Source organism: Pseudomonas kribbensis (genome assembly GCF_003352185.1).
GTDB classification, from domain to species: Bacteria; Pseudomonadota; Gammaproteobacteria; order Pseudomonadales; family Pseudomonadaceae; genus Aquipseudomonas; species Aquipseudomonas kribbensis.
Genome location: NZ_CP029608.1, coordinates 4,148,028 through 4,166,020, shown reverse-complemented (window position 1 = coordinate 4,166,020; position 17,993 = coordinate 4,148,028). Strand labels below are relative to the sequence as shown.

Annotated in this window: 11 protein-coding genes; 4 read left to right on the top strand and 7 right to left on the bottom strand. The window is 58.9% G+C overall.

The genetic code is table 11. The features are described from left to right. Nucleotides 1-3: 3 nt before the first annotated feature. Nucleotides 4-1,173, bottom strand: coding sequence for an aromatic ring-hydroxylating oxygenase subunit alpha (locus DLD99_RS18945; protein ID WP_114884284.1), 1,170 nt, complete (start codon nucleotides 1,171-1,173; stop codon nucleotides 4-6). Between the two features lie 180 nt (nucleotides 1,174-1,353). Between DLD99_RS18945 and DLD99_RS18940 the strand changes: the two genes are divergently transcribed. Further along, complete coding sequence (locus DLD99_RS18940; protein ID WP_114884282.1) at nucleotides 1,354-2,067, top strand: class I SAM-dependent methyltransferase; 714 nt, start codon at nucleotides 1,354-1,356, stop codon at nucleotides 2,065-2,067. Between the two features lie 17 nt (nucleotides 2,068-2,084). Here the strand turns inward: DLD99_RS18940 and DLD99_RS18935 are convergent, their stop codons facing one another. After that, nucleotides 2,085-2,396: a hypothetical protein gene (locus tag DLD99_RS18935; protein ID WP_114884280.1), complete on the bottom strand. Its 312-nt coding sequence runs from the start codon at nucleotides 2,394-2,396 to the stop codon at nucleotides 2,085-2,087. A 191-nt stretch (nucleotides 2,397-2,587) separates the two neighbouring features. Continuing rightward, complete coding sequence (locus DLD99_RS18930; protein WP_114884278.1) at nucleotides 2,588-5,299, bottom strand: AAA domain-containing protein; 2,712 nt, start codon at nucleotides 5,297-5,299, stop codon at nucleotides 2,588-2,590. 345 nt (nucleotides 5,300-5,644) lie between these two features. Here DLD99_RS18930 and DLD99_RS18925 point away from each other — a divergent pair, with 345 nt between their 5' ends. The 3 genes from DLD99_RS18925 to DLD99_RS18915 all read left to right on the top strand — a co-directional run bounded on the left by DLD99_RS18925 (nucleotide 5,645) and on the right by DLD99_RS18915 (nucleotide 9,691). Continuing rightward, nucleotides 5,645-6,145 (top strand): sigma-70 family RNA polymerase sigma factor, encoded by a 501-nt coding sequence (locus tag DLD99_RS18925; protein WP_114884250.1) that lies wholly within the window; start codon nucleotides 5,645-5,647, stop codon nucleotides 6,143-6,145. A 40-nt stretch (nucleotides 6,146-6,185) separates the two neighbouring features. After that, nucleotides 6,186-7,169: a FecR family protein gene (locus tag DLD99_RS18920; protein ID WP_114884248.1), complete on the top strand. Its 984-nt coding sequence runs from the start codon at nucleotides 6,186-6,188 to the stop codon at nucleotides 7,167-7,169. A 98-nt stretch (nucleotides 7,170-7,267) separates the two neighbouring features. Then, nucleotides 7,268-9,691 (top strand): TonB-dependent siderophore receptor, encoded by a 2,424-nt coding sequence (locus DLD99_RS18915; protein ID WP_114884247.1) that lies wholly within the window; start codon nucleotides 7,268-7,270, stop codon nucleotides 9,689-9,691. 42 nt (nucleotides 9,692-9,733) lie between these two features. Here the strand turns inward: DLD99_RS18915 and DLD99_RS18910 are convergent, their stop codons facing one another. The 4 genes from DLD99_RS18910 to DLD99_RS18895 all read right to left on the bottom strand — a co-directional run bounded on the left by DLD99_RS18910 (nucleotide 9,734) and on the right by DLD99_RS18895 (nucleotide 17,764). Beyond that, nucleotides 9,734-10,885, bottom strand: a complete 1,152-nt coding sequence (locus DLD99_RS18910; protein WP_114884245.1) for an MFS transporter — start codon at nucleotides 10,883-10,885, stop codon at nucleotides 9,734-9,736. 110 nt (nucleotides 10,886-10,995) lie between these two features. Continuing rightward, nucleotides 10,996-12,102 (bottom strand): hypothetical protein, encoded by a 1,107-nt coding sequence (locus tag DLD99_RS29440; protein WP_114884243.1) that lies wholly within the window; start codon nucleotides 12,100-12,102, stop codon nucleotides 10,996-10,998. Next, on the bottom strand, nucleotides 12,099-15,344 hold the full coding sequence (locus DLD99_RS18900; protein WP_279634332.1) for a phospholipase D-like domain-containing protein: 3,246 nt from the start codon (nucleotides 15,342-15,344) through the stop codon (nucleotides 12,099-12,101). The genes DLD99_RS29440 and DLD99_RS18900 overlap by 4 nt, the downstream gene beginning before the upstream one ends. A 2-nt stretch (nucleotides 15,345-15,346) precedes the next feature. Next, the gene (locus DLD99_RS18895; protein WP_114884239.1) at nucleotides 15,347-17,764 is read right to left on the bottom strand and encodes a type VI secretion system Vgr family protein; all 2,418 of its coding nucleotides are present in this window, start codon (nucleotides 17,762-17,764) and stop codon (nucleotides 15,347-15,349) included. Nucleotides 17,765-17,993: the final 229 nt, after the last annotated feature.

Below are 17,993 nucleotides of genomic sequence, written 5' to 3'. Positions count from 1 at the left end.
GGATCAGTCCACGGATTGGCGATGAATGCCGTTGAACACCAGGCGATGAAAGTGATGCACCAGATGCTCGCTTTCATTGCTGCGCTGGGCGTCGATCATGTAGCGGCCCTGGTCGTAACCGAGCGAGCGCAGGCCTTTTTGCACCGAGATGTTCAGGGCGATGTCCTCGGGGCCAAGGTCTTCGTTCATCCACTTCATGCACGCCGTGCTGATGGCGGCCGTCTCGGGGTTGCTGGAGTAGTAACCGAAGCGCAGCAGCGAGCGCTCGGCATCCAGCGGAATCATGATGAACGAGCCGAGAAACTCGGAGAACGGGAAGGTGTAGAAGGTGTTGTTCGGCCACATGCCGATGTTGAAGAAGCATTCCTGCGGATTCAGCTCGCTTTTCAGCGGCACGCCATAGGCCTCGGTTGCCGACAGGTTGGCCGGTGCGGCGTAGGTCCACCAGTTGTCGCGTTTGATCAACTGATAACCCTTGAAGTCGATCAATCGGGCGAGGTCGATGTGGCACGGACCCGACAGCTTGAAGTGATAGCCCTCGATGGAGTTGTCCATGATCACCTTCCAGTTGGCCGGCACGATCACGTCCTGTTCCTCGATCAGGCGCATGTCGGTCAGGTCCGGGAACACCCGGCGCATTTCCTCATCGGCACCGGGGAACAGATCTCGCAGCGACGGCGCATTCGGATCGAGATTGAAGTAGACGAAGCCGCCGAGTTCTTCGGTGCGCACTTGGGGAATGTTGAACTGCGCCAGCTCGAAATTCTTCATCCGCTCGCAACGGGGCGCACCGCGCAGGCTGCCGTCCATCTCGTAGCACCACGAATGATAGGCGCAGCGCACCACGCCGCCGGTGGTGCCACGGCGTTCTTCGAGCAAGCGATTGCCGCGATGCTGGCAGACGTTGTGAAAACCATGGATTTGCCCCTGCCGGTTCTTCGCCACCACCACGCTCTGGTCGAACAGATCGGTGACCACGAACTGCCCCGGTTCGGCGAACTCACTGACATGCCCGGCGACATGCCAGGCCTTCATGAAGATGTTGTCGCGCTCGGCACGGAACAGGCTGTCGTCGTAGAAATAACGCGAAGGCAGGGTGAAGGCCAGCTCCGGATCCTGCTGATCCCAGGCGTCGACCGGGCTGTGCTGCTTGCGGGTCTGGAAACTGTGCATGAGGCGATCTCCACGGCTTGTTGTTGTGGGATCTAATCTAGGGTGCGGAGCGGGGGGGAGGTTGATGGATTGCGACCAGTTGCTGGACGGAATGATCAATCGCACGCTGGACCGGGGAGGCCTTGACAGCCCTGCGATAATGAAACTTCACCGCGATCATGATGCAGAGGAAATTTCTCCATGGACAATCAAGCACTCAAGGCCTTGTTCGACCAGCAGTCCGCTGTCTATGACAAGCAGTGGAGCGGCATGGCGCCCATTCGTGATGCTCTTTATTTGCTGCTGGATTCGGTATTCACGGGCCTGCCGGAAAATGCCCGGATACTCTGTGTCGGCGTGGGCACCGGTGTGGAAATTGCACATCTGGCGCAGCGGTTTCCCGATTGGCAATTCACCGGGGTCGACCCTTCGGGTGCGATGCTCGACGTGTGCCGTCAAAGAGCGGCAGAGGGTGGATTCCTTGGCCGTTGCCGTTTTCACGAAGGCTATCTCGATACGCTGACGGATGAATCCGCTTACGACGGGGCGACCTGTTTTCTGGTGTCGCAGTTTTTGCTCGACCCACAGGTTCGTATCGACTTTTTCCATGAGATTGCCCGTCGTCTGGTGCCGGGCGGGATTCTGGCGAACGCTGATCTCGCTTCTGACACCGCGTCGCCGGCCTACGAAGCATTGCTGCGTCACTGGATGACGCTGATGGCTTCGGCCCAGGTGCCGCCTCAAATGCTTGAACGAGCGCGTGCGGCGTATGCCAGCGATGTGGCGATCCTGCCGGCGCCGCAGGTCGCCGGGCTGATCGAGTCGGCGGGGTTCGAGGCGCCGGTCCAATTCTTTCAGGCGGGGTTGATGCATGGGTGGTTCTGCCCACGCAAGGCAGAGATTGCCAGGAGTTAGCGCTGAAGTTGAGGTTATCACTCGTCAAACAGAATCCAGCCGTGACAGATGCCGTCAAAATCCTTTGCCGTAAAAAATAGCTCAAGTTCTGTCGCGTCAAATTCTTTGTGCAGCCAGTGCCCACGTACTGGCCCTCTCGTTATCACAAACTCCAAGCGATACCTTTGAACAGTCCACGATCTGAAAGACGCCCGATTCAGTTCAAACCTGTCGCCCTGCTTGAGCGCCCATAGTTTTTCGACAAGGCTGCTATCTCGCACCACCTCTTCGGCTGTCGTCAGCAGATGCAGTGAATGGAGCTTTTTTTGAAGCCTGAGGCTTCTAGTCATAAGTTAACCTGTCCATAAACAATCCGGGCTTCAACAGGATAATGCTGGAGCGCGGAGATGATCGATTTTGCTCGAAGGCTACCCGTCCCGGACGGAAGGAAACGGCCAATAGCCGATGTTATTAAGCACTGGAGAACAAAACTTCCCTTTACTCAAGCGCCAAGGCACGCATGTTCGTGCGCAGCAGCCCCTTATGCGTCGAGTGTCGGGTTGGCCCACTGAGCGGTGAATTCACCGATTCTTTCCGCGATGCGGCTCTCGACGGTACGCAGACGCAGTATGGGAATGCCGCTTTTCGCCAAAACGCCATTTTTCAAATTGTCCCGCACCACCTGATCGGGTCGGTCGTGAGAGCCGCCATCGACCTCAATGACTCCTACAGGGATCTTGCCCACCTTGTAATAGATCACGAAGTCGCAACTGGCGCGCGCCATGAAGGATCGCTCACGGTCTGTCCAATCGTGGTTGCGTGGTGATGCGATCTGATGCAGTTTGACCTGCGTATGGAACATCAATGAACGGCACTCCGGAGCGATCAGTTTCTGGCGCAACAGATGCGCCACGATCTGCTCGGACTTGTACCGTGAGTCTTCTGGCCGCAGGCGGGCGTCCAGGCGCGCCAGAGACTGATCAAACTCTCGGTACAGCAAATCAAAGGCCGATACGACGGGGGCGCGAACGATCTGATCCTCATGCGCGTAATAAGCGATGTAGCGCATCAGAGCCGCTATGTGGCCGTTGTTGCTGGTGAACACGTCGTCACCGGTCACCAGGGTGAAACGGTGTTTGGCGCGCGATACCGCCACGTTGATCATGCGTGGGTCATCAACGAAGTTCAGGCGGCTACGCTCCTGGTTGTAGCGCTTTTTGTCCAGCACCGTGGAGAAAACGATCTCGTCACATTCTCGACCCTGAAATTTGTGCACGGTGTCCTTGGCGAAGTCTTTTGGCAGGTGCGTGCCGGAAAGATTGACCTGCGCACGGAATGGCGCGATGAAGCCGCGGCCATCGCCGTCCAACCCGATCGGTTCCCCCTCGTTACCGAGCAGTTTGAGTAGGGAATCCAGCTCGCGCAGGTTGACATTTTGGCGAGTGTGGTTGCCTTTGGCTGTCACCACCAGGCGCAGTGGCTCTTCCCCTTTATCCTCGGTCATTGGCACCAGAGCGTTGTCATAGAACTGCTGATTGCAGAACTGAATGATCTTGGGATGACAGCGGTAATGCTCTTTCAGCAAGGTTCTGGGAAGCGATTCCCTGAACACTTCGATGCACGAGTCGAGCAGGCTGTAGCGCTCGCAATCGTATGCAGGGGCGGGCGCCTGCAAACCCAGCAAAACCGGGATGTGCGCCAATTGGCGACTGTCGCCGACGATGATCAGATTACGTGCACAGCCCAGAGCCAGAATGCCCGGCACAATGTCTTGTAGTGAGGCTTCATCGATGATCACGTAGTCGAGGATCGCCCCCGGCGCGATCGAATTGACGATCGAGTGCGTACCGCTACCCAGGATCGGGAAACGCTTCAAGAACGCATCGAACTGTTGACGGTACGTCTTGGTATCAAAATTGTCCGAGGATGGTGTCGGGCGTTTCAATTGCTGTTTCAGATAACGAATCGATGCCGATTTCAACTCGTCCAACAAGACCTTGAAGTTTGCGCGCGCCAGCGATTCCCGACATGCCTGTAACTCCGCTTCAGTGTCTTGTAACGCCTTGTCGTAAAAGTGTATCTGCAGGGCATGAAAGACAGACAAGCGTGTATCGCCTTGAGCGAATGGCCTGGCGCGCAAGATCTTGAAATTGAACAGCAGTTCTACTCGATCTTTAAAGCGGATTCGCTCCTCACCGAGATGGGTCAGATAAGCCATCAGATCCGCAGTCTTGCGCGGCGAAAGTCTGTATTTATCCAGCAAATGGTCGGTCTGTATGTGGCTGTCTGTCAGCCATTGCTGCAGGTGGCGTCGCTCAACTGCGAGTTCATCAAGCTCCATCTGCAACTGCGCCGCTCGATTATGGGCATGCAAGTGCTGCTTCAAGCGAGCCAGCAAGGCTTGAATCTCGTCGAGTGTCGGTGCGGGCTCGGGCTCGCTTGATGGCCAAGGTGGCAGGTCAGCAAAGAAGTCTTCGCGGTTGTCCCGGTTGCCGAGCTTGGCGATGAGGTGGCCCAGGCCGCTTTTCTCCAGTTTCTCGTAGACGTTTTCCACTGCTGCATTGTTGTTGGACAGCATGGCAACCGTCTGACCGCGCAACAGGATATTGGAGATGATGTTGAGGATGGTCTGGGTCTTGCCGGTTCCCGGAGGGCCCTCGATCACGCTGACTTGCGCACGGAAGGCCTGCTCGACCGCCAAGAGCTGGCTCTCGTTCAGTCCAAATGGATAGATAAGCCCTTGACCCGGCGTCAGTGTACCGTTGCGACCCGTACAGTATGCCTGCAGAGCGGTGTCGGCACTGGCGGGCAGTTTTTCCAGTTGACGCAGGACGTTGGCTGCGATCTCACGGTCAGTATTTGACTTGGCGTGAACCCGCCGGGCATCTGCCACCGCTGAAAAATAGCGAAAGACCGGCGAACGCTTCATCGCTGTCGGTTGGGTAAAGCCGATGCCGTCCATCTTGTAGATATACGGTTTGTCGGAAGCCGGGTAATACACGACGGCATATCGCTCACCGTAGATCGTCGCCTTGGCAATGGGTTTGACGATCGCACTATCGGACCTGGTCAGCAACATCTCAACCAGTTCGCGGGTGGGAGTAACACGGCAGTCACTGATCGGACGCGTGTATGTTTTCCTGGAGGGGTAGTGACAAGTCAGTTGAAGGATTTCGTGCTTATCGCTCCAGTGAATCGACCAGTCGCTAATCTTCGGGGTCTTGTCCTCGCCACACACCTGAATCGATACCATACGTCCCTTTAGTCCATTCGCACGATATCCGACTGCGCTTCACTGCGAACCACAGGATGTCGTTGATTCTCCGATAGTGGTCATTTTGCCATCATTGCGTACCAGGCTGATAGAGGGCTTGTGCAGTTGGAATCTCCCAGAACTTCGGCGCTGTACGAAGACGGAAATCCTGAAAGGAAGCGGACCTGTTTCCGTATACGCTCGCTTCCGGCCTGAACCGGTGGTCGACCGACCCAAAGCGGCTTTGCACAGTGTCAAACAGCCTCGTCGGCATTCCCGAGGAATCCATTGCTTCGGCTTAATAGGAAGCATTACTATTCACACCCTTTTCCTCAGCACGCCGCAATGATCCCCATGCTGCCCCGCAGACCCGGCTTTCTCGAGCATTACGAAGAGTTGATCGGCACCTGGACCCGTCGCCTGCGTAATCGCTCGCAGGCCGAGGATCTGGCGCACGACACCTTTGTGCGGGTGCTCGAGTCCGATTCGTCGGCGGTGCAGCAGCCACGGGCGTATCTGCACCAGACGGCGCGCAACATCGCGGTGGACGGCTATCGACGTGAGGACCGGCGGGGTGCCATGGAGTCGGAGGCGATCGATCTCAGTGAGTCGCCGACCGGCGATCCGGAGCATTACATGCATGCGATCCAGCTGGCCGATTCTATCGAACGGGCGCTCACCGAATTGCCGGTCAACTGCCGGCGGATTTTCGTCTGGCAGAAGATCGAAGGCCTGACCCAGGCGGAAATCGCCGAACGCCTGGGCCTGTCCAAGAACATGGTGGAAAAGTATATGATCCGCACCCTGCGGCATCTGCGTGATCGCCTGGACGGGGCGCGATCATGAGCCGCGGCGTCTTTTCATCCCCAGCCAAACAGGACATTCCATGATGGATACTCGTGATTGCGCGTGCGGGCAAACAACGGTGCGCGATGAGGCGGCACGCTGGTTTGTGCGTTTGCAGGAGCCTGCTGTCGACGCCGAACAATATCGGATCTTCGCAGCCTGGCTGAACGAACATCCGCAGCACCGTGACGAATTCCAGTTGCTGCAAGGCCTGTGGACAGCGGCGGATCTGCTGCCGGCGCCACGGCTCAAGGCCCTGTGCGACACTCCGCCAGCGCGTCGCGAACGTCGTCCGTTGCTGCGTTATGCGGTGGCGGCCAGTGTGGTCGCGGTGGCTCTCGGGCTCGGTCTGTTCAGTGGCTTGAATCATCCGGCGGGTTACAGCGCCGAATTCGCCACGGCACTGGGCGAGCGCAGGCATGTCGCCTTGCCGGACGGCTCGGTGATTGATCTCAACAGCCGCAGCCGCCTGCAGGTGCGATTCGAGAAGGATCGGCGCCTGATCGAGCTGACCGAAGGCGAAGCGATGTTCAGCGTCGAGCACGACACTTCGCGACCATTTGTGGTCGAGGCCGGCAGCGGCAAGGTCACGGTCACCGGCACCCGCTTCGATGTGCGCCGTGATGTGACGCAAACCCGGGTCGCGGTGGAGCAGGGCACGGTCAAGGTGCAGGGGCGGCATGCGCCGGACAACGAGTTTATCAACCTGACGGCCGGCCTCGGCACCCATGTCGATGCCCATGGCGTTGTGGCCCAGGCCTATGCAGTCAACCCGGCGGAGCTGACGGCCTGGCGCAGCGGCAAACTGGTGTTCAACAACGCCAGTCTCAGTGAAGTGGTCGAAGAGGTGTCCCGATACCGCGACAAGCCGTTGACCGTCGCCAACCCGGCCGTGGCCAGTCTGCGCCTGACCAGCGTGTTCAAGTCCGACAACACCGACGCCTTGCTCAAGGCCTTGCCGAGCATCCTTCCGGTGGCCGTGCGGACCCACGCCGACGGCAGTCAGGAAATAATTTCAAAATAAAATTCAGGTTTTTTTCGAGTTCGTCGTCTTCCTGTTCAACTGCAACTGGTTTGCATTAACAGCCGCACACTCTTGCGATCCACAGGACTCCGTACGACGTGAAAAACACCACTGCCAACAACAAAAAATCCCCCTGGTTGCCGCTGGCGCTCGCGCTGGCGGTCAACGCTGCGATGCCGCTGGCATTTGCCGCCGACGCCATTCATATCCGCGCGCAGCCACTGGGCCCGGCGCTGAGCGAACTGGGTCAGCAAACCTCGCTGCAGGTGTTTTTCAGCCCGGACCTGGTCGCCGGCAAACAGGCCCCGGCCGTCGATGGCAATCTTTCGCCGGAGGATGCGCTGCGCCAGTTGCTGCAAGGCAGCGGCCTGAACTATCAGATCAATGAAGGCTCGGTGACCCTGTCGCCGGCGCCGACCGCAGCCGCCAACGGCCCGCTGGAGCTGGGCGTGACCGACATCAAAGTAGTCGGTGACTGGCTCGGCGACGCCGATGCCGCCGTGGTACAGAACCACCCGGGCGCACGGACCGTGATCCGCCGGGAGGCCATGGTCGAGCAGGGCGCAATGAACGTCAGCGATGTCCTCAAGCGTGTGCCGGGCGTGCAGGTGCAGGACTCCAACGGCACCGGCGGCAGCGACATCTCGCTGAACGTCGGCGTACGTGGCCTGACTTCGCGCCTGTCGCCGCGCTCCACCGTGCTGATCGACGGCGTGCCGGCTGCGTTCGCGCCGTATGGTCAGCCACAACTGTCGATGGCACCGATTTCCTCCGGCAACCTCGACAGCATCGACGTCGTGCGCGGCGCCGGTTCCGTGCGTTACGGGCCACAGAACGTTGGTGGCGTGATCAACTTCGTGACCCGTGCCATCCCGGAAAAAGCCACCGGTGAAATCGGCACCACCCTGGAAACCACCCGTTATGGCGGCTGGAAACACATCGATACCGCGTTCCTCGGCGGCACCGCCGACAATGGCATGGGCGTCGCGCTGTTGTACTCCGGCGTCAACGGCAACGGTTACCGCGAGCGCAACAACGGCAACGACATCGACGACGTGCTGCTCAAGACCCACTGGGCGCCGACCGATCAGGACGATTTCAGTCTCAATTTTCACTACTACGACGCCAGCGCCGACATGCCCGGCGGCCTGACGCAGAAGCAGTACGATGACAAGCCGTACGACTCGGTGCGTGACTACGACAACTTCAGCGGTCGCCGCAAGGATGTGTCGTTCAAGTGGATCCGCCAGATCGACGAGCGCACCCAGGCCGAAGTGCTGACCTATTACACCGACAGCTTCCGTGGCAGCACCATCGCCGCCCGCGACCAGAAAACCCTGAGTTCGTATCCGCGCTCCTACTACACGCTGGGCATCGAACCCCGCGTCTCGCGGGTATTCGATGTCGGCCCGACCACTCAGGAAGTCAGCGTCGGTTATCGCTACCTGAGAGAGGCCATGCACGAGCAGTCGAGCCGTCTGGCGCTGGTCAACAATGAGCCGGTGGTCACCAAGACGTCCGACGGCCATGTGTTCCAGGACCGAACCGGCGGCACCGAGGCCAACTCGGTCTACGTCGACAACAAGATCGACGTCGGCAACTGGACCATCACCCCGGGCATTCGCTTCGAGCACATCAACACCGATTGGCATGACCGCGCCGTGCTCGACACCGCCGGCAAACGCGTGCCGGAGAAAAACCGCAGCATCGAGAGCAACGAACCGCTGCCGGCGCTGAGCGTGATGTATCACCTGTCGGATGCGTGGAAGCTGTTTGCCAACTACGAAACCTCGTTCGGCAGCCTGCAGTATTTCCAGCTGGGGCAGGGCGGTTCGGGTGACCAGACCGCCAATGGTCTGGAGCCCGAGAAAGCCAAGACCTACGAGATCGGCACCCGCTACAACGATGACGTGTGGGGCGGTGAAGTGACGCTGTTCTACATCGACTTCGACGACGAACTGCAATACATCAGCAACGATGTGGGCTGGACCAACCTCGGCGCCACCAAGCACCAGGGCATAGAGGCGTCGGTGCACTACGACATGGCGGCGCTCGATCCGCGTCTCGATGGCCTGACTGCCAACGCCGGTTTCACCTACACCCGTGCCACGTATGAAGGCGAGATTCCAGGCTTCAAGGGCCGCGACCTGCCGTTCTATTCGCGTCAGGTGGCGACCGTCGGCCTGCGTTACGACATCAACCGCTGGACCTACAACATCGACGGTTTCGCCCAGTCCAAGCAGCGCTCACCGGGCACCGGCGTGAATGCCGACGGCAGCTTCAGCAACAACTACATCACCGAAGGCACGGCAGACGGTCAGTACGGCGACATCCCGGGCTACGTGACCTGGAACGTGCGCGGCGGCTATGACTTCGGTGCGCAGCTGTCGAACCTGAAGCTCGGCGCCGGGGTGAAAAACATCTTCGACAAGCAGTACTTCACCCGCTCCAGCGACAACAACTCGGGGATGTATGTCGGCGCGCCGCGTACGTTTTTCGTGCAGGCCAGCGTCGGTTTCTGACGCTGTTTGGCTCGTTCCCACGCTGCGTGGGAACGAGCTGGCTCAGACCTTCAGCGCTTTCCCGCCAATCGCTACTGCCACCAACAGCGCCGCCATCAACCCGAAAGCAAAACTCAGGCTGCTGGCATGGGCGACAAACCCGATCACCGCCGGCCCCGCCAGAATCCCCGCGTAACCCAGCGTGGTGATCGCAGGCACCGCGATGCTTTCCGGCATCACCGTCTGTTTGCCCACCGCCGTGTACAGCACCGGCACGATGTTCGAACATCCGGCGCCGACCAGTGCATAACCGACCAGTGCCGCTTCCCAGCTCGGGGCGAACGTCGCCAGAAACAATCCCGCCGCCGCCAGCAGGCCGCCGAACAGAATGATCCGCGTCGCACCCAGTGCGCGAACGATCCGGTCACCGGTCAAACGACCCGCAGTCATCGTCAGCGCGAACGCTGCGTAGCCGAGGCCTGCATACGCCGTATCGATCCCGCGTTCCTGCGCCAGAAACACCGCGCTCCAGTCCAGCGCCGCGCCTTCGGTGAGGAACACGATGAAGCACATGCCACCGATGAACAGCACGATTCCGTGGGGTACTGCGAACGCCGGCCCCGAGCTTTCACTGCCGTAAGGCAACATGTGCGGCACAGCCTTGAACAGCGCCGCGATCAACACCACGACCACCACCAGCATCGCCGCCAATGGCGACAAGCCGAGGCCGAGCAGGGCGCTGACGCCCGCCGCGCCGACGATCCCGCCGAGGCTGAACAGGCCGTGAAACCCCGACATCATGTTCTTGCCGCTGGCCCGTTCGACGATTACCGCTTGCAGGTTCACCGTCGAATCCACCGTGCCGAGCCCGGCGCCGAACATGAACAGTGTGGCGATCAACGCCGGAATCGACGACACCGTCGCCAGCAACGGCAACGCCGCGCAAATCAGCAACGTGCCACCGGTTGCCACACGCCGACAGCCGAATCGCGTGGCCAGAATCCCCGCCAGCGGCATTGCCAGAATCGAACCCACCCCCAGACACAACAGCAACAGACCCAGCGTCCCTTCATCGAGCCCGGCCCGTGCCTTGGCGTACGGCACCAGCGGCGCCCATGCGGCGATGCCGAGCCCGGCAATGAAGAAGGCGATGCGCGTGGACATCTGTTGCAGGCGTCCGGGAGCGAGGGGAGGCGGGGTGTTGATGGCAGTCATGAAACGTCCTTGGTCTTGCGGTCTATGGCGTGATGCAGGGCAACATCCTTGCATATCAGTCCATGGGCCGCGACCTTGAGTTCCCGATCAGGCCGGTCGGCGAGAACGGATCACTGCTCGCGGATGCTTTGCGTCAACTTCAAAAAGCGCGGTACGACAGCCTCGGGCGGGGGCACCAGATCTTTCAGGCCGTCGGTGCCTTTCTGGAAAGTGAACATCTGCGCTGCGATCAGCGGGCTGGCGAGACCGCCGACGTGGGCGATGGCGAACCAGGCGCGATCTTGCTCGGCAGTTTCCGGGCGTGGGTCCAGACGCCAGCCTTCGAGGGTGGTCATGCGGTCGCCGATATAGAACTTCTCCATGATCTTCGACTTTTTCCAGATTTCGGCGTCGTAGCCGGGGCGGTAGTCGGTGTCGTAGGTGCCGTCGGTGGGTTTGGCGTGGTTGCCGAGTGAGGCATTGATCAGGCTCATGATGACGTTGGGCGTGCTGGTGAAGCGCAGGCTGTTCTTGACGTTGAAACCGGTTTTGCCGTCGTCATGGATAAATCCGTAGGGCATACAGATTCCGGGGCCTTCGGGCACTTGATAGAGGTCGCGGGCTTCGAAGCGGGCGGCAAGGTCCTTGATCCGTTGTGCGGAGTTTTCGGCGGGTTTGTTCATGTTGAAGTAGAACACCCGGTTGTTGCGCCAGAGCAGGAATTCGTAGGGCGTTTCTTTGCTGCCGAGGACGTGGGAGTCGGGTATACCTAGATCGTGTTCGTATTTTTTGGTTTTTTTAATCCGTTGTTCCAACTGGCTGATTCGGTTCTCCTGGGTTTTAACGATGTCGTCGGAGTACTTCATCTCCTTTATAGACGCCAACAGGTACTCGTTGGTCTTAAGGTCGTCCTGCAGAGTTTTTTTATAGTTTTCAGTTTCGTAAACAATGGCGTTGCGTTGTCTGTCAAAACTCTCCCGTGTTGTGACATCGCTGATTCTGATGGTCATTTCGTCATAGTCATAACTGACATAGTCACCCACGGCATGAACATTTTTAGAGAATACATGCCCCCCCGCGCCTTTCATGTTGCTGCGTTCAACCGCAAAGGTTGCCCATTCGAATGCTTCTGGCGACTCGAATTTGGTGCGTCCCAGGCATTCATGAAAGGTTGCCTCGGCAAAGGCTGATTGAGTGCTCAGCAGCAGGCCGGCGAAGGTAATGATAACTCGAGTCATGAACTGTGCTCATTTCGATGTGACGCTTCGCGTAAACTTGCGATATGTACGTCGTTTTTTTTGTCCTGATTGTGAGCAATGATTGTCAGGTTCAACCCTGATTCATTGTTCTCGCCTTTTGTCCAATAGATGGGTAAAGCAGTAATAAAGCCTCTAACCCCAATGGGAGCAGGATACGTTCTCACACCAGCTAGAGTTTTACTTTCCCAGAAGCCTTGCTCATGTGGCAATGGGTCCGATATTTGGCCGCCAAGATTCATATGCAACGTTGAACGATAAGTCCAAGTTGGCCAAATTGGAGATGGAAATCCCTCTTGATACTGCTGGGCAGTTGAAGATTCGATTACTTGTGATTGATTGAAGTTTCGCGGAATGAAGTTAAAGGAGTATTCATATGCCTTTGAGTTGCTAGCGGCTTGGATCTGAATGGCTTTCCAGGTCTTTTCAGCAGCAGGCTGATCGAGAACTTCGTCCGAAACAGTGAAGTGAGCCACAGGGCCATCTTTCTTCGCCTGACTCATCCCGAAGTGCTTCTTCCACAAATCCTTGCGCAACTTATTGATTGTCTTCCCTACCTTCTGGTTGTGTTTGCCGTCCAGCTTCGCTTCAGTCGATTCGCTGTCGCGCACAATGACTGCCAGCTCTGAGTCACGTGTCCCGCATTGACTGCGATCATTGATATTGGCGCTGCCGAGAATCGCTACCCGATCATCCGCGATCAACAACTTGCTGTGCACGTAGATTTGTTCAGTGACGACTCTATCACCGAGGGTGGCCCAAGTCCGAAGGTTCAGCAGGGTCAAATATTTTGACCAGTCTTGTTGCGCATAAACTGGCTTATTTTTGCTATCCACCCGCTCAATAATCTTCCCGGCCTCTTCCTTGCTCGCCCCGCGATCCATCATGTCCTTCATCGCCATGTGCCGTTGAATGCGTTTGACCAGACTCTGTTCGCCAAATACCAGACTTTGCATGGTCAGATGAACCTGGTGCATGAGGTTCAGCACATTCAGCGCGCCTTCCGGGTGCACCGGCAAAATCAGGTACACGTGGAACGGACGGTTTTCGGCAATTGCCCGGCCGATGCGGTCGGCCAGCGCCTTGCCGATGCTGTTGGTGAGCTTCTGTTCTTTTCCCAGTTTCTGCGTCAGCCAGCCCTGTGCGTTGGTCTGCCAGATCGCCAGGAAACTTTTGAGAAAGGTGCGGGCCTCTTCGCCGGGTTCCTTGCTGATGGCGTTGACTTCTTTCCAGTCGATCCGGGTGAAGTCCTGGTCTTCCATCGCTTCACGCAACTTGATCCGGGCGACGAAATTCTCGTTCAAAGTGGATGGGTCGCGCAGGCTGGCCATCGGGCCGGACAGCGGCCGACCTTCCGCCAGTTCGCCCTCGTCACCGAAGTCGGTCTGGAAGAACTGGTTCTCGATGTAGATGAAGTGCTGGGCACTGGAAATGGTCTGCAGCATGGCGCGCAGGCAATTGTCCTGGACGCCGCCAACGTTGAAACCCTCGGGCAGCGGCAGGTTGACCTTGGCCTGGTTTCGCCCTTTGGCTTCCTGAGTGGTCATCGCGGCTGAAGCGCTGCGCAACACCTGCACGCTGACGCCGCCTTGCGCGGTCTGTGGTGGTGTCGGCAGGGTCGGGGCCTGATCGATCCACACCGGTTTGGGCATGGGCAACTTCAGGCTGATCTGATTGTTGAGGTCCAGGTGGTGGGGCAGGCCGGCGTCCCTGACCAGGGTGTTGACCCACTCCATCAGGGCGACGATGACAGTGGTCTTTTCCAGGCTCTTGATCTCGGCGATGTAGGCCTGTTGTCCGTTCCAGCGGTCGATGAAGTTGCGCGACAGGTCGTACACCGACGGCCCCTCGATGCGGCTGTGAACGTCTTGCCACGGCATGCGCGGCTGATCCTTGTCCAGTCGGCTGTAATCTGCCGAAGCCAGCGGCTGCGGTTTGTGTTTGAGATAGACAAAGGGTTCCTGGTGATTGGCCACGCGGTCTTGCAGCAACGCGTAAAAGTGCCCGAGCAATGAAGTGGTCAATTGACCGATGTTGTTCAGCCAGCCCATTTTTTCTGCGGGCATCGCGTCGTAACCCTTGTCGCAAAACATCGCGACGAGGCGGCCGAGATCGGTCGAATTCGTCCAGTTGTTGATCAGCTCGTAACTCTTCAGACGCAGCGAAGCCTGCAAATTGCCGGCGCTGCTTTCGACTTCGCGAATCCACACTTGAGCCTGGCCCTTGAGCGGTTCGGCAAGCGGCAGACGTGTCCAGTTGTGTTTGATCAGCGCGGTGATATTGCGGATGGCCGCGTCGGTCAGATATTCCCTGGGCCTGGCCAAAGGATCGATGGAGGACACGTATTCCTTCAGACTTTTGCCCGCCTTCATTGCCCGATCCAGAACGGGCAGGGGCGGGCTGGCGAAGAAGTTCTGAATCGCCGCGACGGCGTTGATCACGGCAGCGCGACTGGGCAACGCCAGTTTGACGTTGGTTTTTTCGGTGCCGATGGTCGTTTCGGCCAGTGGTCTGGACAGGTCGAACAGCGTGCCCAGCAGCAGGCCGGCTCGACTGACGTGTTTGTCCATGTCCATCCAGCCCAGATGCGGGATCCCCGGGTTGTAGGCGTCGTTACCCTTGCGGTCGCTGGCATCCAGGCTGAAGTTGTTGTCGTCACGGCGTCCGTACGCCAGGTCAATACCGCCGACATAGCCGATCTTGTTGTCGATCACCACGCACTTCTGGTGATGGGAAAAAGTCGAGCCCAGGCCCTTCATGTCGCTTTGCTGGATGGCCGGTGTGCAGAAGGCACGCGGCACCTTCAGCCCGGCATTGAGCTGGAAAACCGCGAGCATGGTTTCGAAGTCATGAGTGCCGACGCTTGCTGCCGGGCTCAGCCACGGCATGACGTAGATTTTCAGGCCGGGCTTTTTCAGGGCATTGCTCAGGCATTCCCACAAGGTCTGCTTGCCGTCCAGGGTGACGTCGTAGTTGACCTGCCAGCCGGTAATGAAAATCGAGGTTTCGGCCTTGGCGATTTCCTTGGCCAGATCCTTGTAGTAATCCTCGCCAGTGGTGAAAAAACGCACCTGGTTGCCGCTGCGCTTGGGCGCGAAGGCAGACTTGTCCTGAATGAAAAAGTCTGGCGCATTGACGGCGGGCAGCGCTTTGCCGGCGGCCGTGTTGATCTGGCTGACTTCCTTGTGGCGAACGCCGTTGTAGGGGGTAGCGGAATCCGTCATGGTCATTCGTCCGTGCTGTGCAGTCGGCTGTACAGGTCGCCGTCGGTGAGCAAGTCCTGCTTGCTGCGTTCGTTGCTGGCGGTGTTGATGGTGCGGTGGCGGGTGCTGTCATGAAAGTCGAGGGCAGCGAGAGCGAAGCGCTCCTTGTCGGCGTCCGACGGTTCGTCATGCAGGGCCACGGGCACGCGTTGCCCCGGATAGCACAGCCACAGCGGGCCGGCTTCGGCATAGGCTCTGGAGAGTTTCAGGCGTTGCGGCTCGTCGATGTTGACGCGTCCGTTGTCGTCGGTCTGACCTTCGAGCAACGGTTCATCCACGCCGTCCTGGACGATCTGCCAGAGGGTGTGGGCCAGCGGGAAACCTTCATCGCCGGGCACGTCGGTCAGGGTAATGTCGAAAAAGTATTCCCGTGGCTCGGGCTTGGTCGGCATTACGCCGGGTTGTGCGGGCGCCATGAGATTGCCGGCCTTGGCCGACGGCGCAGGAATCGGCAACAGCGGCATCAGGATCGCAATCCCGGAGCCTGATCCGGCCGATCCCCCGGCGTTGATTTTCACCACTGGGCCGATCACGGTAATCCCGCCGCCGTCGAGTTTGATGAAGCTGCCACCGGCCTGGACGGTCAGTTCGCTGCCGGCCTCGATGACCATTTTGTCCCCGGCCTTGAGGTGGATTTCCTTGCCCACGCTGGTCAACTGCGCGGTGCCGAGTTTGATGTGCTGGTCCTGGTTCACGGTCAGGTGGTCATTCGCCTTCACTTCCACTTTGCGGTCGGAAATCGTGGTGCGATGTTCTTCGGCCTTGAGCTCGGTGTAGGTGTTCTTCACCACTGTGTCGTGGCGTTCATTGCCGACGCGGATCTTCTGGTCGTGCTCGACGTTTTCATCCCAGTCGCGCTGGGCGTGGATGAAGATTTGTTCGGCGCCTTTTTTGTCTTCGATGCGTAGTTCGTTGTAGCCACCGCCGCCCGGGGAGCTGAGGGTTTTGAAGACGGTGCGGGTTTTGTTCGCCGGCAAGGCGTACGGCACCGGGTTTTCCTTGTGGTACAGGCAGCCGGTCACCAGTGGCTGATCGGGGTCGCCTTCGAGGAAGGTGACGAGGACTTCCATGCCGATGCGCGGGATGGAGATGGCGCCGTAGCGGTCGCCGGCCCAGGAGCTGGAGACGCGCAGCCAGCAGCTGGTTTTGTCGTCGGCCAGGCCTTCGCGGTCCCAGTGGAATTGCACCTTGATGCGGCCGTACTGGTCGCAGTGGATTTCTTCGCCTTTGGGGCCGGTGACCATGGCGGTCTGGCTGCCGAGCACGCGGGGTTTCGGGTGTTCGAGGGCCGGGCGGTAGAACACGTCCCACGGGGTGGCGAGAAAGCGGTTGCGGTAGCCCTGGTGGAAGTCATCCTTGTTGTCGGTGGTGTCGCTGGTCACCGATTCTTCGAGGACTTGCGGCTGTTTGCCTTCGTGGAAGATTTCCGTGAGCAGCCACAGGTCGTTCCACTCGCTGCGCGGGTGGTCGGACATTTCCATGAAGTGGCCGCTGACCAGTTTCGTCTGGTCGCCGCGACCCTCGGCCTGACGGTAGTCGGCGCGGTGACGTTCGAGGGCGCGCTGGCTGAGGAACTTGCCGCGCGCGCGGTCGATGAAGCGGCCGGGGTAGTCGTAGTCTTCGAGATCCGGCTCAGTGCTCTCGCCGTCCGGTTTGTAGGCCGCTTCCATTTGCAAGCGAGGTTTTTCGAAGTCGTAATCGCGGCGGGTGGTGCGGCTGGTGCGGGTTTCCAGACGCAGCCGGAAGCCTTTGATCACCGGCTCTTCGGCGACCATGCCGCTGCCCTGCACATACGCGGTGGGCTGGCCGAGATTCGGGAACACGGTCTGGTCGTCACCGAACACCAGCAGGTGGCCTTTCTGGCTGTGCTGGAAGTGGTAGTGAATGCCTTCCTCTTCGCACAGGCGCTGGACGAAGTGCAGGTCGGTTTCGTCGTACTGCACGCAGTAGTCGCGATCCGGGCACGGCTGGCTGAGCTGGAAGCTGTAGGCGTTGCCCTTGATGCCGTGCTCGTCGAGGATCAGCGCGATGATTTTCGGCGCCGACATCTGCTGGTAGATGCGCTGGTTGGTACGGTGATGCAGGTATTGCAACTGCGGCACCAGCGACACCTTGTAGCGGGTCAGGCGCTTGCCGGCATCGCCCTGGGCGACGCGGTAGATCTGGCCGTGGATGCCGGAGCCTTGCGGGTCGAGGGCGAGGAACGCCTGTTTGTGCAGGAGCTTTTCCAGGTCCAGATCCGGGTTTTCGCTGACCAGTTCCAGGTCGAAACGGAACGGCTGGCTGATGCCTTCGGTACCGGTGAACGACAGGACTTGCAGGTCGCCCACGTAGTCTTCGACCGTCAGGCTGAAGTGCGTTTCGTTGGCCGGATTGAACATTTGGCGCTCCTTGAAATGAAACCGAATCTCCTGAAAGTTCTACCGTCGGCGAAGACCTGATCCAGAACCGAGTCGGATCATAAAGGCTAAAAGTTGCGCAAAAAGTTGCGCACATGCCATGAAAGCACCGGTTTAGAAGGCTTTTTTGAAGTTGATACGAAATATTTCTTGGCGAAGTGATATCACTTTTGCTGATGCTTATTCGTGGTTGTCGATCCCGTCAGGCAGT

Bases quoted from the DNA above. Each gene is read 5' to 3' on its own strand.
- DLD99_RS18900 (WP_279634332.1), bottom strand. From the start codon at position 15,344: ATGACGGATTCCGCTACCCCCTACAACGGCGTTCGCCACAAGGAAGTC.
- DLD99_RS18945 (WP_114884284.1), bottom strand. From the start codon at position 1,173: ATGCACAGTTTCCAGACCCGCAAGCAGCACAGCCCGGTCGACGCCTGG.
- DLD99_RS18895 (WP_114884239.1), bottom strand. From the start codon at position 17,764: ATGTTCAATCCGGCCAACGAAACGCACTTCAGCCTGACGGTCGAAGAC.
- DLD99_RS18940 (WP_114884282.1), top strand. From the start codon at position 1,354: ATGGACAATCAAGCACTCAAGGCCTTGTTCGACCAGCAGTCCGCTGTC.
- DLD99_RS18925 (WP_114884250.1), top strand. From the start codon at position 5,645: ATGATCCCCATGCTGCCCCGCAGACCCGGCTTTCTCGAGCATTACGAA.
- DLD99_RS18930 (WP_114884278.1), bottom strand. From the start codon at position 5,299: ATGGTATCGATTCAGGTGTGTGGCGAGGACAAGACCCCGAAGATTAGC.
- DLD99_RS18920 (WP_114884248.1), top strand. From the start codon at position 6,186: ATGATGGATACTCGTGATTGCGCGTGCGGGCAAACAACGGTGCGCGAT.
- DLD99_RS18910 (WP_114884245.1), bottom strand. From the start codon at position 10,885: ATGACTGCCATCAACACCCCGCCTCCCCTCGCTCCCGGACGCCTGCAA.
- DLD99_RS29440 (WP_114884243.1), bottom strand. From the start codon at position 12,102: ATGACTCGAGTTATCATTACCTTCGCCGGCCTGCTGCTGAGCACTCAA.
- DLD99_RS18935 (WP_114884280.1), bottom strand. From the start codon at position 2,396: ATGACTAGAAGCCTCAGGCTTCAAAAAAAGCTCCATTCACTGCATCTG.